This window comes from Collinsella aerofaciens (genome assembly GCF_015561195.1).
Lineage (GTDB): Bacteria > Actinomycetota > Coriobacteriia > Coriobacteriales > Coriobacteriaceae > Collinsella > Collinsella aerofaciens_AC.
The window spans coordinates 65,788-83,034 of the sequence record NZ_JADMSU010000008.1; the positions used below are offsets into that span (position 1 = coordinate 65,788).

Sequence of the window (17,247 nt, forward strand, 5' to 3'; positions counted from 1 at the left end):
TCCTCCTTAGTCTTCGTCGTCTTCGAGCGGATCGTAGTCGGAATCGACACCGGCGGCTGCATGGGAACCGTTGAACTTGAAGCCCATGAAGACGACAGCCAGGCACACACCGATCAGAGCGACCGCGATGACGGACAGGTTGAGGTAAGCGGCGAACAGGAAACCGATGAACAGGAACGGAGTCATACCCTTCTTGATCATCATGGTGAGCAGCAGGGCCAAGCCGTAGGCGGTCATGATCTTGGTCGAAACGTTAAGACCGGTGGACAGCCACTCGGGAACCATGTTGACGATGGCCTGAACCAGGTCGGTGCCAACAAAGACGGCGAGGAAGATCGGCAGGAAGTACATGACGGCGTACAGACCGGAGCCGGCGCAGATGTGCATACGGTAGGCGGTCTTGAACTTTCCGTTATCGATCGCGCTATCTGCCACATGGGTGAGGGCGGCGATGATGGAACGGAACACGATGCCGAGAAGCTGACCCAGGACGGCGACCGGGATGGCGATCGTCATGGCGGTCTCGGCGGAAGCATCGGTCAGGCACGCAAAGGCAGCGGCCACGATGCCGCCCAGGACCATATCGGGCGGAACGGCGGCGCCGACCTGCACCAGGCCCATGGACACGAGCTCGACGGCGGCACCGACGGCAAGGCCGGTGGGCACATCGCCCAGCAGCAGACCGACGAGCGTAGCGCCAACGAGGGGCTGCTCGAAGTTAAGACGGCCGAGCAGGCGGGAGTCCCACATGCAGAACACGCCGACGAGGCCGACGAGCACCGCACTGATGAACGTATTCATACCCTTCTCCTTTCAGTCAGGCAAAAGCCTGGTTGATTACAGCTTGGCGTCGATGTCGACGCTCTGATACGTAGGGGTCTGCTGGACGTAGAGCTTAATGCCCATGTCGAGCAGCTGGTTGACGTCTGCCTTCTGGGTGGCGTCGAGGAAGACGGAGCTGTCCTTGCCGCCGACCTGATCGGCGCCGTCGTGGTTGGCGGTGGCGCCCAGGTTGATGGCGTCGAGCTTGTAGCCCTGGCAGAACTGCAGCATCTCGGCAGTGTTGCCAAAGACGAACATGACGCGCTCGCCGAGGGTGTTGAGCTTGTCCATCTTGGCGAGGGCACGCTCGACGGTGAAGACGTTCAGACGCACGCCCTGGGGCTTGGCCAGCTTAAGAGCGCCCTTCTTGATGTCATCGTTGGCGGCAGCGTTGTCGACGACGATGATGCGCTCGGCCTGAACCTTGGTGGTCCAGGTAAAGACGACCTGGCCGTGCAGCAGACGGTAGTCAAGACGTGCGAGGACGATCTTGGCGGGACCGGAGCTGTGACGGGACGCCTTGGCCTTCTTGGCGGGAGCCGCGGCAGCCTCGACCGGTGCGTTGGGGTTGGTCAGACCGGCGCGGGCCTCGTTGATGAGGGCTGCGAGCTCGGCACCCTTGACGGGGACGGGGCTCATAGCGAGCGTGAGCGCCAGCGGGATGTTGAAACCGCTGACAACCGTGAACTTCGTGCCGTTCTTGGAAAGCTCGACCATGTTGTTGTTGACCGAGCTGCCGAGCATATCGGTCAGCACATAGACGGTGTCTTCCGCGTTGAACGTGGCGATCATAGTCTCAACCTTATTGGTGATGGGCTCCTTGTCGTCACGAGCAAGCGACACGACGTGGACGTTCGACACGTCGCCGAGAACCATCTCGAGCGTGTCTTTGGCGCCTGCGGCCAGGCCGCCATGAGATGCGAGAATGATCTGATTCATCTTGCCTCCTCCTTTTCGTTATGGTCATTATAACGTCTTATACGTTGCTTATATTGCTAATTAGTATAAAGACCGTTCGCGGGTGAAAATCGACCGTTGACGGGTTTAACGTACTCGAAACGTTTGGCTAGGTAGGCCGGCGCTAGCTGGATAACCCCAGATCAGACGCCTCGCCAATCCCCTATCGCACGAAGTACCAGGGGCTTTCCTGCACGGTGGGCTCCAGCGCGATGCCGGTGCGCTCGCGGAACAGATCCATGTCCTGCGATTTCTCCGTCCACCACGCGTTGGGCTTAAAGGTCATGCTCTCAACGATATGGCCGACAAAGGCACTGTTGCGCAGCTTGGAGAAGTTAGTGTTCATGATCAGGATGGACGCGAGCACCAGCACGATGCCCAGGACCTTGATCGCGCCGGCGGGCTCGGCATAGATGCCAATACCGACCAGAACGGTCGCAACGGTTTCAAACGAAGCCACGACCGGCACCTTCGACGTCTCAAGATCCATCGAAAGGCCCTGCATATAGAAGATGTACGCAAGAGCCGTCGGAATAAAGCCAAAGCCCGCGAACAGCAGAATGAGCTGCGGGGACATTGCCGCGGCCACATCGGACCACGGAGCCGAAAGCACTGCCATAAAGCATCCGCCAAAGACAAAGCCCCAAAACGTCACCGCCAGCGGATGCAGCGTCTTGGTAGCCATACGGCTAAACACAGCCAGTAGCGCACCGCAAAGCCCGGCGATCACACCCGACACGACGCCCCAAGCCGAGAAATGGAAACCGGACAGGTCGCCGCTCGTCACCGCGAGCACGCAACCCACAATGTTAAAAGCGATGGCAACGAGCTTGTTGGGAGTCACATCCTCGCGATAAAGCACGCGGCCGAGCATGACGCCAAACACCGGCGAGGTGTAGAGCAGCACCGAGGCCGTGGACATGCCCACCTCGCCCATGCACTCGTAATAAAGCGTGTTAGCGGTGGCGAGGCCGATAATGCCAAGAAGCGCACAGGGAACAAGCTCTTTAGGACTTGCCTTGAACAGTGCCAGGGGACCCGATGCTTTTCCCTCACGATCGCCTCCCTGGCAACCCATGAACGCCAAGACCGGAGCCATTAAGACGGCACCCGACAACAGGCGAAAGGCCGCCATGCTCTGAGACGAAACACCCATGGCCGAGATGCCGTTTACAAAGATTCCGATGCTGCCCCACATAAGCGCGGCGATCAGCACCAGCACATAGCCCAGATTGCTTTTCTTCAACGCAGCCTCCTCGGTATTGTTTCCAATATGTTTCACACTACGTTATAGTCGTTATATACATTTTTCAAGACACAAATCGCCGAACGGAAAAATGATCCGCTGGGGATGGAGGAAAACGGATCACTGAGGGGCTGGTCTGAGTCAGTGATCCGTTTTCCTCCATCCCCAGCGGATTACTTGGCGGTTGCGGTGAAATAGTTCCTAAATAGAGGCTTCAAGCCCCCAAACAGGAACTATTCCACCGCAACTTATGAGGACATCGAGCTGTTAGGCCGCTCTATCCCCTAGTAGTCAAGCTTCCACATGTAGCGGCGCGTCATGTAGTCCTTGTGGGTGACGGCGGAAAGCGCACGCATGTAGACGTTGTTGAGGATCGGGGCAAAGATCAGGTGGTTGAAGTACTCGCTCACGCTGTCCTTGATGTCGTTGAGGCCGAGCTCCTTGGCGTCGAGCTGATAGACGCGATCGCCACCGTACTGGTTGACGAAGCGGATGCCGCGCTCGTCGTTGCAGCGGCTGCGGCCGACGCTGATGAGCTGGAACAGCGAGGTGCGCTTGTCCAGAATCTCGAAGGGGCCATGGAAGAAATCGCAGGTGTTGATGGTGCAGGAGTCGATCTGCAGCATCTCCTGCACGTTGCAGATGCTAAAGACGTAGGCGGCACCAAAGAGCGGGCCCTGGGCCATGACGTTGATGCAGGGCTTGTCGGCGTTCTGCTCGGCCCACTTGGCAGCGAGCGGACGGGTGTACTCGACGGCCTTGCGATAGATGGGGTCGACCAAGTCGAACGCGGCCATAGCGGTCTCGTACTCGGCATAGCCCTCGGTCTGCTGCGTAAGCTCCATGGCGATCATGGTCACGACGGCGGAGTTGGTGCGGCCCATGCAGGACTCATCGACGGCCAGGCTATCGTACTGGATCTTGTAGTCGCAGACCTCGGTGAGGCCGGACTCGTCAACATAGATGGCGATGGTGCTGGCGCCGTGGTCCTTGGCGACCTGGGCGGCAACGATGGTCTCCTTGGTGCCGCGCATGGACACGACCACGGCCAGGGTGTTCTCGTTGACGTAGGCCGGGGTGGCGTGCACGAACTCGTTGCTGGTGTAGCTGGAGCTCACGACCTGCGTGGCCTCGTGCTCCATAAAGTACTGGGCAGGATAGTTGCCGCCGTTGGATCCGCCAGCGCCAATCCACACGACGCGCTTGATGCCGCCCTTGTCTGCCTTGTCAGCCAAAACCTGGGAGACGACATCCTTAACCTGTTCCTGAGTAGTCATCGTGCATCAGCCTTTCTTCTCGTTTGATGCTCTCGATGGCATACAAGTTACATACATGTTTTGGTTATGTCGACTAGTTGTATGCTATATTTGTCTTAGAAATTTTGTTGGTAAGGTTTTCGACAATCCATTACCAGCGGTTTTGTTGTCATGTTGGATACATGCTTTGTTCGGTAAGTATACAAGTTAGATACAGGTTGATCGCATGAACGCTTCGTCTAAAAAGAAACTGGCCCAATACGAGCGCTTGGCGGGCATGCTGCGCGACCGCATCGCCGCCGGCACCTACGCACGCGGAGACAAGCTGCCGTCCGAGATGGAACTCATGGACGAATCGGGGCTGTCGCGCAGCACCGTGCGCCACGCCCTTAAGGTTCTCGTTGATGAGGGCCTGGTGCGCACCGAGCGCGGGCGTGGCGCCTTTGTGGCCGACACGCCCGCGCTCCACGAGAACAACCTAGTGTTTTCGAGCTATACCAAGCAGGTCGAAGGTCAGGGCATGAAGCCCACCACGCGCACCGTGGACTCGGGCTTTGCCAAGGCGGCCGGCAGCATAGCTAAGTTCTTTGACGCCGCCGTGGGCAGCAAGCTCGTCAAACTTGTCCGTCTGCGCTACCTGGACGACGTGCCGCTGTGCCTGGAGACCACCTACCTGCCGCCAAGCTTCGAGACGCTCATCGATCGCGATATCAACGGTTCGCTCTACGCGACGCTGCGCCAAGAATTCCATCGCGCGCCGGCACAGGGGCATAAGACCTTTGAGGTGTGCTACGCCTCGCAAAACGAGGCGTTTTTGCTCAACGTCGAGCGCGGGCAGGCACTAATCCTGATCACCGACTACGTCTACGACACCGACGGCCGCCCGCTCCATGTCTCCAAGCGCATCCAACGCACCGACCGTGCCAAATACACCGAACCCATCGGCTAACCAACACCAAAACCACCACAAAGGGGACAGGCACCTTTGTGGTGGTTTTAGGCGAGGAGGTCGGGGAACCAGGTTGGCTTAGGTTGGTTAGGGACGCGCTCGGCCAGGACCAGCTCCATCCAGCACATGTCGTACCAGCGGCCGAACTTTTGGGCGCAGCGGTCGAAGGCGCCCACCAGGCGATATCCCATATGGGCATGGAAATCCTGGCTGTTGTGCGTCAGGTACTCGTCGTCCTTGTCGTGCGGCACGGCAATGAGCGCGCACATGTTGGTGATGCCCATCGCGATCAGACATTGCTTGAGCGCGTCGTGCAGCTTGCGGCCCAGCCCGCCGTGGCGCACATCGCGCGCCAGGTAGATCGATGTCTCGACCGACCAGTCGTACGCCTCGCGGCTGTTAAGCGAACTCACGTAGGCATAGCCTACCGGACGCCCGTCCAACTCCATCACCAAATATGGATAGCGCTTGAGCGTACGCTCGATGCGCCCAGCGAACTCCTCAACGCTCGGCACCTCGTATTCGCAGGTAATCGCCGTCTGGCGCACATACGGCTCATAGATGGCAAGCAACGCCGGCGCATCATCGGGCGTCGCCAGGCGAATCGTCGGCTCGGACATCTCGGTCATACAACCCTTCTCCCCAAAAGCAAAGGCCGCCCTGCGCCAAGCTCAGGCGCAGGGCGGCCCCTTGTCATTACATCAGGCTACAGGACAGCCGCCAACGCGTCGATATCCTCCTGCGTCGTGGCCCAGCTGGTGCAAAAGCGCACCACCGTGTGGGTCTCGTCGTACTTTTCCCAGTACTCGATCGAGGCATGCTCGCGAATGCGGGCCATGTCCTCGTTGGGCAGAATCACAAACTGCTGGTTGGTCGGCGTCTCCAAGAAGAACTGGTAGCCGCGCTCGTGCAGCACGCGACGCAGCGCCTGAGCGGTCTCAATCGCCTGGCGACCAATCTCAAAATACAGGCCATCGGTAAAAAGGGCCTCGAACTGCACACCCGTCAGGCGGCCCTTGGCAAGCAGCGCGCCGTGCTGCTTAATACGCGGAATGGGATGCGCCGGGGTGTGCATGCCGCAAAACACCACAGCCTCGCCGCACAGAGCGCCGCACTTGGTGCCGCCGATGTAGAACACGTCGCACAGCTGCGCCAGCTCGGGCAGGGTAATGTCGCACTCATCGGCCGCCAGCGCATAGGCCAGGCGGGCGCCATCCACAAACAGCGGAATCTCGCGCTTCTGGCACACTGCATGGATCGCCGCGAGCTCGGCCTTGGAGTACAGCGTGCCGTACTCGGTCGATAGACTCACGTACACGGCGCCCGGGAACACCGTGTGCTCGTAGCTCTCGTTTTCGTAGAACACCTGGATATAGTTCTCGAGGTCCTCGGCGTGCATCTTGCCCTCGTAGCCGGGGATGGTGAGCACCTTGTGGCCGCCAAACTCGATGGCGCCTGCCTCGTGACAGGCGACGTGGCCGGTCTCGGCAGCAACGACGCCCTCGTACGGCGCAAGCAACATGTCGATCACCGTCGCGTTGGCCTGCGTGCCGCCCACCAGAAAAAACACGTCGGCATCGGGGGCCTGACAGGCCTCGCGGATAAGTTGCTTGGCACGCTCGGTGTGCGCATCGGTACCGTAGCCGGGCTGCGGCTCCATATTGGTGTCGACAAGCGCCTGCAGCACCGCCGGATGTGCACCGTGGGAATAGTCGTTGTTAAACGCGAGCATGGCAATCCTCTCTTACCGGGTATCGGCCAGATGATTCAAACGGGGCTATTGTACGCCGTTGGGATAGGCGATGCGCGCGGCAAGGCACTCAAGTGCCAGTACCAGGGCAAAACCGCAGCTCACGTCACTCAAAAAGTGCGCTCCAATCACGATGCGCCCAAAGGCGACGAGCGCCGCGATCACAGCCGCCGCCCAAAAGATCACGCGGCGACGCGAAGGTTTTTCCTTAAAGGCTGCCGCGGGAAGCCCGGCGAGCATAAGGCCAATCGCCGCATGCGCCGTGTGTCCGCTCGCAAACGACTTGAACCCGTCCTTAATCACGCCGGCGGCGATATAGGCCCACTTGTCGGGGTTGCCGATCACCCACCACGGCTGAAAATTGAGCCCCGGCGTGACCTCGATCACGCGCATGCGCGGGCGCGACCATAACGGCTTAACAATGACGTTGAGGATGATGGCCTGAGCGACCCACACGGCCAGCACCATCAACGCCCAGCGCGTGAGCTCGTCGGGCTCGGTCGTGCGCGTAAAGCGATAGACGATGAGGTTGGCAGCAATGACCAGCACAAACGTCAGCACCAACTGAACCGCGATGAGTTTGCCGCCAACCCTCAGGGACGAAACGATCTCGTAGCCGGTCAGGCCAACGTTGACGAGGATGCCGAGCACGGCGAGCCACTTGCTCGTCTTGGAATCGGGTCGCGCCGAGCGCACGAGCATAACGCCCGCGATGCTCGCCGTCAGCTCGAACGGCAGCTCGCCGGCCGCCTCGATAAAGCGGCCGTACATGCTGCCGATGTTGAACAGCGCGCTCGAGATCTGATAATCGAAGAAGCTGCCCACGCCCAGACAAAGACACAGGACAACCGCGATAATGGCGACATCTTTCTTATAGATGTATCCGAACATGCTTTCCTTTCGATGGGGCTGGAATCAACCTGCGAGGTGGCGGGGCAAAGAACAACTGGTAGCTATGCCCCGCCACGCCCCTACTTGTTAGTCATCGTCGCTCGTGCCTAATTGCTGCAGCAGCATGAGTGCCGCGGCCACGGGGCCGGTGCCGTCGCTGGCGTCGAGACCGCGACCCAGGCCGCTGCCCGCGCCGGCACCCGCCTTGTAGGGCACCGACAGTTTGCGGCTCTTGGGAAAGTTCACCGCGCCATAGCGGGTCTTAAGCTCAAAGGCCACCTTCTTGGGAACGTCAACCCCCAGGAAGGTAATGCGTCCACCGCTGAGCGTGACGCTCTCGAGCCCCAAGCGCTCGCCGCGAATGCGGATGCGAGCGCGGTTGAACAAGTTAAGCCCCGCCAACGGCAGCTCACCGTGCGCGGCCTCAGTCTCTTCCTGCACCTCGTCGATACTCTCCAGGTCCTCGGCCGCCGCGAGTTTGCGGTACACGAGCACGCGCTGGTCCACCGCCGGCAGGTACTCCTCGGACAAGAAGTAGTCGGCCGGCAGGTTAATGCCCACGCTCGCCGCCTCCACGCCGGCATCGTCATCGCCGCGCGCCTCGGCCACAGCCTGGCCCAGCATCTGCGTAAACAGGTCAAAGCCCACGCTCGACAGGTTGCCATGCTGCTCGGCGCCCATAAGCGAGCCGGCGCCGCGAATCTCCAGGTCGCGCATGGCGATGCGCATGCCGCTGCCCAGGTCCTGGAACTCGGAAAGTGCGGTCAGGCGCGCCGTGGCCTCCTCGGTGAGCGGCAGCTCGCCCGGGAACATAAAGTACGCGTAGGCCTGCGTGGCAGAGCGGCCCACACGGCCCTTGAGCTGGTAGAGCTGTGCCAGGCCCAAGCGCTGCGAGTCCTCGATGATCAGCGTGTTGGCGGTCGCGTTGTCGATGCCGCTCTCCACGATGGTCGTGGCGATGAGCACGTCGATCTTTTTGGTCGCGAACTCGATCATCACGTCCTCGACCTCACGCGGGCTCATCTTGCCGTGTGCCACACCCACGCGCGCCTCGGGCGCGGCCTCGTGCACGCGCGCCACGGCGTCGTCGATGGTCTTGACGCGGTTGGACACGTAGTACACCTGGCCGCCGCGACCCACCTCCAGGCGAATCGCCGCGCTCACCACGTCGGGGTCGTACTCCCCCACGTGCACGATCACGGGACGACGCCCGGTCGGCGGTGTGGTGATTAGGCTCATGTCGCGCACGCCACTCGTGGCCATCTGCATGGTTCGCGGAATCGGCGTTGCCGAAAGCGTGAGTACGTCAATCTGCTCGCGCAGGTTCTTGAGCTGCTCCTTGTGCTGCACGCCAAAGCGCTGCTCCTCGTCGATGATCACCAGGCCCAGGTTCTTGGGGTTCACATCGGCCGAAAGCAGACGATGCGTGCCGATGAGCACGTCGATCGTGCCCTCGGCAAACGCCTTGAGCGCGCGCTTTTGCTGCGCCGGCGTGCGGAAGCGGCTGAGCACCTCGACCTCGAGGCCAAACGGGGCAAAGCGCTCAAAGAACGTCTCATAGTGCTGCTGCGCAAGAATGGTCGTGGGGCAGAGCACCATGACCTGGCGGCCGGAGTCAACGCACTTAAACGCCGCGCGCAGGGCGACCTCGGTCTTGCCAAAGCCCACATCGCCGCACAGCAGGCGGTCCATGGGCTTGGGCGCCTCCATGTCGGCCTTAATATCGGCGATGGCCTCCAGCTGGTCGCGCGTCTCGTCGTAAGGGAAACTCTCCTCCATCTCGATCTGCTCGGGCGTGTCGGGCGGGCAGGCGATACCGGTAATCGACGAACGGCGCGTATACAGATCGACCAGGTCAAACGCCAGCTTTTTGGCGTTCTTGCGCGCCTTGTTCGTGGCACGCGTCCAGTCGGCAGTGTTGAGCCTGGTCAGGCGCGGCTTGTCACCGTCGGGACCGACGTATCGCGTGATGCGGTCGACCTGCTCGAGCGGCACGTAGAGTTTGTCGCCGTCGGCATATTCCAGCAAAAAGTAGTCGCGCTCCTTGCCGCCCACTTCCTGGCGCGCGATCTCGCTAAAGAGCGCGATGCCGTGAGTGGCGTGCACCACGTAGTCGCCCGGCTTAAACGGGAACGTGATCTGCGTAATGTCCACCTTGCGGCGGCTGCGCGCGCGGTTGGCGTCCATGCGGGCGTTGAGGTCGGCGATCGAGAACACGGCCAGGTTGGCATCGGGCACCACTACGCCCTGCGGCAGGGCGGCATCGACAAAGGTTACGCGTCCGCGCGAGATGGTGGGCACGGCAGCACCGGCGGCAGCCTGGGCGGCACCCGCCTCGAGTGAGCGGGCGTTGAGCGCATCTGCCTTGCGCTCGCGAATGGAAGCATGGGCCTCCTGGCGGGCGGCACGGTCGGCAGAATCCGCCGCTGCCACGCGCACGCGGTCGCCGATAGCGCCGGTATTTTCGGGCGCCGCGGTCAGCGACTCCTCAAAGGTAATGCCCTCGTCGCCAAAGGTAAGCTCCATCGACTCGCGCGCACCGCGGTCGGGGATGGCAAACACGCAGGCATAGCGCTTACCCACGACCTCCTGGATGCGCGTCATAAAACGGTTGTCCGAGCCTGCGATGGCCGGCTGCTCAATCTTGAGCTCGGCCGTCACCGCACCGCCGGCACGGATGAGGCTCACGTAGTTCAGGCGCTGCTGGGCACCAAAGTCGAGCTGTTGGGCGCGCACGTACAAGCCGTCCAGGCGATCGACCCCCGCCTCGCCGGCACGGGCCTCGATATCCTCGTAGGCGCGCAGGCAATCGTCGAACAGCGAGCGCGGCTCGGACAGCACCACGAGCGCCTTGCCGCTCACGTGCGACAGCGGGCTTACGGTCTGGCCGTACATCACCGGCAAAAAGCGATCGAGCTCAGGCGTGACGATGCGCGCATCCACCATCTCGAGCAATGCGGCCAGTTTGCTGTCGTCCTGGCTGGCACGATAGAGCGCCACATGCATGTTGTGGACGGCCTCGTCGGTAAGCGCCAGCTCACGGCAGGGGAAGATCTCGATGCTGTCTTCGTTGCCGATGGTCTGGCCCGTTGAGCTCACCATACGGCGGATGCGATCGATCTCGTCGCCGAAAAACTCAATGCGCACGGGCGCTTTTTCCTGCGCGGGGAACACCTCGACGGTGTCGCCGTGCACACGGAACAGGCCGGGCGCGTCGGCGGCACCGGCATTGGTGTAGCCCATGCCCACCAAGCGCTGTGGCACCTCGTCAAAAGGAATCTCCTCGCCCACCGCAAAAGTAGTGGACTCCCAGTAGCGGCTCTCGACTGGCGGCACGCAACGCAGCAGCGCACGGGCCGAGGCGACCATGATGCAGTTGTCCCCGCGCACGATGCGCCCGAGCGCCTCGCAGCGCTGGGCAACCACGGCATCGTCAGGCGCCTGCTCGCGCCACGGATAGTCCTTGCGCTCGGGAAAACGGCACACGTGCGCCAGGCCCACATAAGCAGCAAGGCTGCGCGCGGCGCGATCGGCCGCGTCCTCGCCGCTCACAATGTAGACCGTGGGGCGCGGACGGCGCGCAAACTGGGCTGCCGCCATAAGCGTGCGACCCGATTGCGACACGGCCAGCGTCACGTCCTCGCCGGCATCGAGTCCGGCCTCGACAGTCTGCAGCGCCTCGGCAGTGTAGAGCTGCGCGGCTATACGGTGAATGAGCATGCTGTTCCTCCGGCATTGCAACGCCAAAAGCCCGCCGGGGCAAGCTCGGCGGGTCGTACGTCAAAAATCACTGCCTGTCATGGTAGCGCATGGAGAGGACTCCTGCTCAAGCGTACGCCCAGCCCCGCAACAAAAACGCCAGATAGAACTGGACTCACCGGCTTCGCCAAAATTTCCCCGTCACGTCGAACGCCGCAACCACGGAAGGTGCCCCAAGAAACGGCTATTCCTCAAAAAAGCTCGCAACGTTTAAGCGGCTCGTCCACTCGCCTATGGTGTTGGCAAAACCGACGCGTGTATACACGCCCGCAAAACGGCCGCGATACAGGTACAGGCCTTCCATATTAGAAGCGGGCGCAAAACCAAGATCATCCACAAGTCCTTTGGGCGCCTCTCCTCGATGCGGCCCATCGACAAGCGTTCCGCGCAAGCAGGGAGTCTGATACTGCTGAGCATACTCCTGTACAATCGCCCCAGCGGCCGCAGCGCGAGCTAGCACCTGGGACCATTCCTGTTCCGTGACATCCAAACCAGCGACAACGCCAACCGCATTGTAGCCGCCGCACGGCTTGACGATCCATCGATCCTTTTCGACAAATCTCAACAACTGGGTGCTTTCGTCCAAAATCTCGGTATAGGGCACATGCTCCCGTACAAACGATTGCTCCTCCGAGCTCAACAAGGACTGACCGGCCCGAGACCACAAAAACGCAAATACGGTCTTAGTCGCACACGGCCACGTTCTAAAACCACCAACGATACATGCAAGCCCTTCTTGGGCAGCCTCGATTAAGGCCGAGCGTCCGTCGCACGGCTTATCCCACAGCTCGCCGGTCACCGCGCGCCGCCAAACGCAATCAATGGGACCAGCGGCATCGCACAGGCGCCTAGCACCGCCCTCTTCTTCGGCAATCCGCAGGTCGCGCACGTCCGCAAAGCGTGCGACTACACCCCGCCGCCTCATAAGGTCGACAAAATGAGCCGCATCTTCCAAGTCGATGCTTTCCGAATAGTCGACGATTGCCACCGAAGCGGGATAGATCTTTGATTGCGGTGCATGGGGTCCCTCGTCAACGCGGACCCCGTCGTCCGATCGTGCACTATCCTCGGTGCGGCGAGGATGGGCCAGCTCCCACTCTGCATAGGTCTCAAACAATGCATCTATCCAGCTACCGCACAAATCGTACTGCCGAAAGCCGGGATGATTGGACGCAAACTCCTCAAAGGAAGGTGTCATTCGCACGGCTTGGCAGACCGCATCGGTCACTACCATTCCAGCGCTGCCATCGGTATTGAGCTCGCAAAACGTATACGACCCGGTGTCCTCGTCAAGAAAGATATCGACGCGCGCAAGGGGAATCTGGCAATCATAGCCGGCATCCATAGCGCACAGGTCAGCAAAAGCCGGATCCATGCGAAACCACGCACGCACGGACGCATCGGAGCAAAACGCCCGCGTCACCTTGTCCATGATGCCGTACATACGCTCGGCGGCCTCTTTAAGAAGCGCCGTCATGTTCTTGTCGAATATCTTTGGCGTCAGAGCCCAGGGCGCAGGATCGCCGTGGTAGAGCGCATGGGTTTGAGACAAGTGCTCGTCGCCTTTGCGACGACCAGGCAGGTCACCTTCGCGCTTGCGCACGATGCGCTCAAAATAATCTTCAAGCTCTCGCGTCTTCGATGTTGCCACGTTACCCTCCATTGCTCGATTTTTTGCTCATGCTACGCCAGCGCGCGCGGCTTCGGCGCGCTTGAATAGCCTTCTAAATTAGCAACACATTTTTGCATGAGGCAGCGGGAGGCAACATATACTCCAGCTCAAGCGCACGCCCAGCCCCGCAACAAAAACGCCAGACAGACGAGCCACCTGGCGCTATCAGAGTGAGCTATACGCCGAGCCTAGTCGTAGACGCCCATTTTAAGCAGCGTGAAGGTCGGGGCGCCGTCACCCTGCGCGACGCGGACCGTGCAAGTCTCGGTACGGCCCCTGGATGCGTCCGCTTGAATTGCGGCGATGAACTGATCCTTTGACAGGCCGTAGGTGCTCTCGGGGATGTCGGAAGGAAGTAACATGCCGCCAGCACTGTAGACTTCATAGGTGAGCTCGTAGATGTTGTCGCCAAGGTCAGTCGCGCCCGTAACGATGGCACACGGTGGGTTGTAATTCCCCTGGCCGTATTCCTGTTTCAGGTACAAGTACCCACCATGCGCTTCGGCCGAATCAGGAATCACCTGCCCCTCCGGCGTTCTGTCATACGTCATATCAGCATCGGAAAGCGTCAGGCCCGTCAAGCGGTTGAGTTCCCTATTGACCGCATCAGTCGCTATACGCTGGCTATTACCGTTGTCATAGTCGCCTTTCTCGATTCGATACGGCGCGTTGTCAATAAAATGGCACCAGATAAACTTGACCAGCTTGTATTTCTCGTCATCCGAAAGCCCATCAGTCGAATCGAAAGCACCCGCCTGATACCAGTCCAGATCGAAGTGCTCCTCCGTAAAGTTCGACAGAAACAGGTTTGCGGCGGCATAGGTTGCCTGGTCGTTGAGGTCAACCTTTACACTGCTGCCCGTCTGCTCGGGCTCATCCGCCTCGTCCTCGTCGGCGGTAGGCTTCTCCTTGGCGCTTCCCTTGTCCTTATGCTCGGCCGAACCCTCGTCGGACCCCAGCACCGTAACCTGCGATGAGCTGCCCTGCCCAAGCGGACCCAGTACGCCGGTCAGCGCCAGAGCGGCACCGCCCGCCACCAGCACGCCCACCACGCACACGCCGACAATCACCGCGCGCTTATGCGACTTCTTCTGCACGGGAGGCATCCCTGCCGCCGGCATCGGCGCGGGCTCAGCAGGCGCGGCAGCCGGAGAAGCGGCGCCCATGCGTGCCCCGCAGTTCGTGCAAAAATCGGTTCCGTCGGGCATCTCGGAGCCACACTTGGTGCAAAACATATTCGGGCATCCCCTCACAACAAACGGCATCTGTCGCCATCATATTGAGCCTTCGCGGCCCAAATGTGTTGCGCAACATTAGCCGCCGTCTTCGGACGCCGGCAAAACGTGCCGAGCCCTACCCCATCACGCGCACGCTGGGGCACAAATCCGCCAGCGGGCACTCGTCGCACTTGGGTTTGCGGGCGTCGCAAATCTCGCGGCCAAAGGTGATCCACTGGTGATTGACCGACTCCCAATACTCGTGCGGCAGAATCTTGAGCAGATCTTGCTCGGTCTTGAGCGGCTCTTTGGCGTGCGTCTTGGGACTCAGCATCAGGCGGTGCGCGATGCGGTTGACGTGCGTATCGACCGCGATGCCCTCAACAATGCCAAATCCCACGTTGAGCACGATGTTCGCCGTCTTGCGCCCCACGCCCGGCAGCTTGACGAGCTCCTTCATGTCGGCCAGGACCTCGCCGCCGTAGTCGGCAACGATCATCTGCGCGGCCTCCACGGCGTGCTTGGCCTTGCTCTTATAAAAGCCGAGCGACTTGATGGTATCCGCCACATCGGCCACGCTCGCCCCCGCCATGGCCTCGGGCGTGGGCCACTGGGCAAACAGCCGCGGCGTCACTTTGTTGACCTGTGCATCGGTCGTTTGAGCCGAGAGCAGCACTGCAATCAGCAGCCGAAAAGGATTCTCGTGGTCCAAGAAACACTCGACCGGTCCATAGCGGCGGTTGAGGCGCTCGCACACCTCAACGGCGCGCTCGCGTTTGGCGGCATTGGTCTCGCGTGGCATAACGACTCCTCGGCTCGGCGGCACAACAAACTACAGGCAAGATTGTCCCACGTACGGGGGCCTTAAGCCTCCAAAAATGCGCCGGTCTGGCGGCTCCACAGGCTTGCGTATTCGCCGTCCGCCTCGACGAGCTGAGCATGCGTGCCATCTTCGACAATCTCGCCGTCGGCCAACACCACGATGCGATCGAGCGCTGCCACGGTGGACAGGCGATGCGCCACCACAATGGAGGTGCGCCCGCGCATCAGGTTCTCGAGCGCTTCCTGCACCAGCGCCTCGGACTCGCTGTCGAGGGCAGACGTCGCCTCGTCGAGCACCAGAATCGGCGCGTCAGTGAGAATGGCACGGGCGATGGCCACGCGCTGGCGCTGGCCGCCCGAAAGCTTAACGCCGCGCTCGCCCACCATGGTGTCAAAGCCACGGGGCAGGCGGTCGATAAACTCAGTCGCGTTGGCCAGGCGCGCAGCCTCGCGAATCTGCTCGTCGGTAGCGTCGGGGCGGCCGTAGGCGATATTTTCGCGGATAGAGCGGTGGAACAGCAGCGCCTCTTGCGGCACGTAGGCAACCTGACGGCGCAGGCTCTGCTGCGTGCAGCGCGAGACATCCTGACCATCCACGAGCACGCAGCCTCCCTGCACGTCGTCCAAGCGTAGCAACAGCTTGGTGAGTGTTGTCTTGCCCGAGCCCGATTTGCCCACCAGGCCCACGCGCTGGCCCGCCGCCACATGGAGCGTCAGGTCGTCGAACACGCTCTCGCCCGCCGCGGCATCACGGTATGCAAAGCTCAAGTGCTCAAAATCAATCGCGCCCTCGCTCACCTTGAGCTCGGGGGCGTTCTCGTCGTCTGCCACCAGACACGGCTCGTCCAGCACGCGCGTCATCTCGGCCGCATCGCCCAGCGCGCGGTTGATGCGCTGCATCATGGAGCTCACGTAGTTCAGACGCATGGTGAGGTTGTACGTATAGGTAAAGATCATGACGAGCGCGCCGGCAGAGATGCCAAACCACGCGTTGCCGCCCGCGACGAACACACTCACCACGGCCATGGTGATAACGATAAGGCCCGAGGTCGTAAAGTTGCGTTGCATCATGGCGTGCATCGATACCGTTTCGGCATCGCGCGCAGCGCGGTCGGCGGCATCGAACAGGTCGCGCTCAAAGTCCTCGCGCCCACAGGTCTTGACGGCCAGGATATTCGTGACCGCATCGGACAGCACGCCCGACAGCTTGTTCTGCGCGGCGGACGTCGCGGCCGAAAGCGGCATGATGCGCTTGTACATAAGCCAGACAAACGCGATGTAGACGACCATGATGCCCACCAGGATCACGGTAAACGTCGGCACCACCGGGGCGAGTGCTGCCACCGTGCAGACAACCGAGGTGATAGTGGGAATGAGCGAATACACCGTCACGTCCACCAGCCCCGTGTAGCCGCTCATAAAACGGCTCGTCTGGCTCACAAGCGATCCGCCAAAACGGCTGGTGTGGAATGTCATGGATTGATTGGAGAGCGTGTTGAAGCACAGGCGTGCCAGGTGATAGTTGCCCGCAATCTCGAGCTTGTAGACGGTGTAGTCCTGCAGCTTGGAGAGGATTTGGCCCACTAGGTTAACGAGCACGAGTGCCAGAATGTAGGGACCAAAGACCTCAAACACCTGGTCGCCCGCCACGGGGCCGGCCTGGACGCGGTCGACGATAAGGGCCATCACGTAGGTGTTGGCAAACGTAAGCAAAAAGATATAGCCCGCCGACGAGAACACCGAGAGAAAAACAATCAACGGCTGTGTGCGCGTGACGTCCCAAAAACGCTGCAGCGTGCGACGTACGGTGGAGCGTTTGAGCGGACTGGTGCTTCTCTGAGACATGGGCTTCCTTTCGCGTCTGATAGGGCGAAACGCCATTGTTGCACACTAAAGCGCACTTCAG

Annotated in this window: 13 protein-coding genes; 1 reads left to right on the forward strand and 12 read right to left on the reverse strand. The window is 61.0% G+C overall.

The window, feature by feature from the left end; all coding sequences use genetic code 11:
* Positions 1–6: 6 nt before the first annotated feature.
* From I2H81_RS08235 to I2H81_RS08250, 4 genes are all read right to left on the reverse strand, one after another.
* Entirely contained in the window at positions 7–801 is a 795-nt protein-coding gene (locus I2H81_RS08235) for a PTS mannose/fructose/sorbose/N-acetylgalactosamine transporter subunit IIC (protein WP_195645217.1), read from the reverse strand.
* A 36-nt stretch (positions 802–837) separates the two neighbouring features.
* Positions 838–1,761, reverse strand: a complete 924-nt coding sequence (locus tag I2H81_RS08240) for a PTS mannose/fructose/sorbose transporter subunit IIAB (protein ID WP_195645218.1) — start codon at positions 1,759–1,761, stop codon at positions 838–840.
* A gap of 181 nt (positions 1,762–1,942) precedes the next feature.
* Complete coding sequence (locus tag I2H81_RS08245) at positions 1,943–3,025, reverse strand: DMT family transporter (protein WP_195645219.1); 1,083 nt, start codon at positions 3,023–3,025, stop codon at positions 1,943–1,945.
* 284 nt (positions 3,026–3,309) lie between these two features.
* Positions 3,310–4,302, reverse strand: coding sequence for an SIS domain-containing protein (locus tag I2H81_RS08250; protein ID WP_117806039.1), 993 nt, complete (start codon positions 4,300–4,302; stop codon positions 3,310–3,312).
* A gap of 205 nt (positions 4,303–4,507) precedes the next feature.
* On the opposite strand from I2H81_RS08250, the gene I2H81_RS08255 reads away from it, so the two are divergent.
* A complete protein-coding gene (locus tag I2H81_RS08255; protein WP_195645220.1) occupies positions 4,508–5,230 on the forward strand; it encodes a GntR family transcriptional regulator in 723 nt (240 codons plus the stop codon).
* A 47-nt stretch (positions 5,231–5,277) separates the two neighbouring features.
* Here the strand turns inward: I2H81_RS08255 and I2H81_RS08260 are convergent, their stop codons facing one another.
* The 8 genes from I2H81_RS08260 to I2H81_RS08295 form a co-directional block, all read right to left on the reverse strand.
* Positions 5,278–5,859: a GNAT family N-acetyltransferase gene (locus I2H81_RS08260; protein WP_118080704.1), complete on the reverse strand. Its 582-nt coding sequence runs from the start codon at positions 5,857–5,859 to the stop codon at positions 5,278–5,280.
* Positions 5,860–5,936: 77 nt separating this feature from the next.
* Positions 5,937–6,962 carry a threonine aldolase family protein gene (locus I2H81_RS08265; RefSeq protein WP_195645221.1) on the reverse strand — a complete coding sequence of 342 codons (1,026 nt, stop codon included), beginning with the start codon at positions 6,960–6,962 and terminating at the stop codon, positions 5,937–5,939.
* 45 nt (positions 6,963–7,007) lie between these two features.
* Positions 7,008–7,871 carry a phosphatase PAP2 family protein gene (locus tag I2H81_RS08270; RefSeq protein ID WP_195645222.1) on the reverse strand — a complete coding sequence of 288 codons (864 nt, stop codon included), beginning with the start codon at positions 7,869–7,871 and terminating at the stop codon, positions 7,008–7,010.
* Positions 7,872–7,958: 87 nt separating this feature from the next.
* A complete protein-coding gene (mfd, locus tag I2H81_RS08275) occupies positions 7,959–11,591 on the reverse strand; it encodes a transcription-repair coupling factor (RefSeq protein WP_195645223.1) in 3,633 nt (1,210 codons plus the stop codon).
* A 223-nt stretch (positions 11,592–11,814) separates the two neighbouring features.
* A complete protein-coding gene (locus I2H81_RS08280) occupies positions 11,815–13,281 on the reverse strand; it encodes an ATP-grasp domain-containing protein (RefSeq protein ID WP_195645224.1) in 1,467 nt (488 codons plus the stop codon).
* A 209-nt stretch (positions 13,282–13,490) separates the two neighbouring features.
* Positions 13,491–14,537, reverse strand: a complete 1,047-nt coding sequence (locus I2H81_RS08285) for a zinc ribbon domain-containing protein (RefSeq protein WP_195645225.1) — start codon at positions 14,535–14,537, stop codon at positions 13,491–13,493.
* 118 nt (positions 14,538–14,655) lie between these two features.
* On the reverse strand, positions 14,656–15,321 hold the full coding sequence (nth, locus tag I2H81_RS08290) for an endonuclease III (protein ID WP_195645226.1): 666 nt from the start codon (positions 15,319–15,321) through the stop codon (positions 14,656–14,658).
* Between the two features lie 62 nt (positions 15,322–15,383).
* A complete protein-coding gene (locus I2H81_RS08295) occupies positions 15,384–17,186 on the reverse strand; it encodes an ABC transporter ATP-binding protein (protein ID WP_195645227.1) in 1,803 nt (600 codons plus the stop codon).
* Positions 17,187–17,247: the final 61 nt, after the last annotated feature.

What these genes read in the sequence shown, in the direction of transcription:
- I2H81_RS08235 (WP_195645217.1), bottom strand. Translation starts at nt 801, where the DNA reads ATGAATACGTTCATCAGTGCGGTGCTCGTCGGCCTCGTCGGCGTGTTC.
- I2H81_RS08240 (WP_195645218.1), bottom strand. Translation starts at nt 1,761, where the DNA reads ATGAATCAGATCATTCTCGCATCTCATGGCGGCCTGGCCGCAGGCGCC.
- I2H81_RS08250 (WP_117806039.1), bottom strand. Translation starts at nt 4,302, where the DNA reads ATGACTACTCAGGAACAGGTTAAGGATGTCGTCTCCCAGGTTTTGGCT.
- I2H81_RS08255 (WP_195645220.1), top strand. Translation starts at nt 4,508, where the DNA reads ATGAACGCTTCGTCTAAAAAGAAACTGGCCCAATACGAGCGCTTGGCG.
- I2H81_RS08260 (WP_118080704.1), bottom strand. Translation starts at nt 5,859, where the DNA reads ATGACCGAGATGTCCGAGCCGACGATTCGCCTGGCGACGCCCGATGAT.
- I2H81_RS08265 (WP_195645221.1), bottom strand. Translation starts at nt 6,962, where the DNA reads ATGCTCGCGTTTAACAACGACTATTCCCACGGTGCACATCCGGCGGTG.
- I2H81_RS08270 (WP_195645222.1), bottom strand. Translation starts at nt 7,871, where the DNA reads ATGTTCGGATACATCTATAAGAAAGATGTCGCCATTATCGCGGTTGTC.
- mfd (WP_195645223.1), bottom strand. Translation starts at nt 11,591, where the DNA reads ATGCTCATTCACCGTATAGCCGCGCAGCTCTACACTGCCGAGGCGCTG.
- I2H81_RS08285 (WP_195645225.1), bottom strand. Translation starts at nt 14,537, where the DNA reads ATGTTTTGCACCAAGTGTGGCTCCGAGATGCCCGACGGAACCGATTTT.
- nth (WP_195645226.1), bottom strand. Translation starts at nt 15,321, where the DNA reads ATGCCACGCGAGACCAATGCCGCCAAACGCGAGCGCGCCGTTGAGGTG.
- I2H81_RS08295 (WP_195645227.1), bottom strand. Translation starts at nt 17,186, where the DNA reads ATGTCTCAGAGAAGCACCAGTCCGCTCAAACGCTCCACCGTACGTCGC.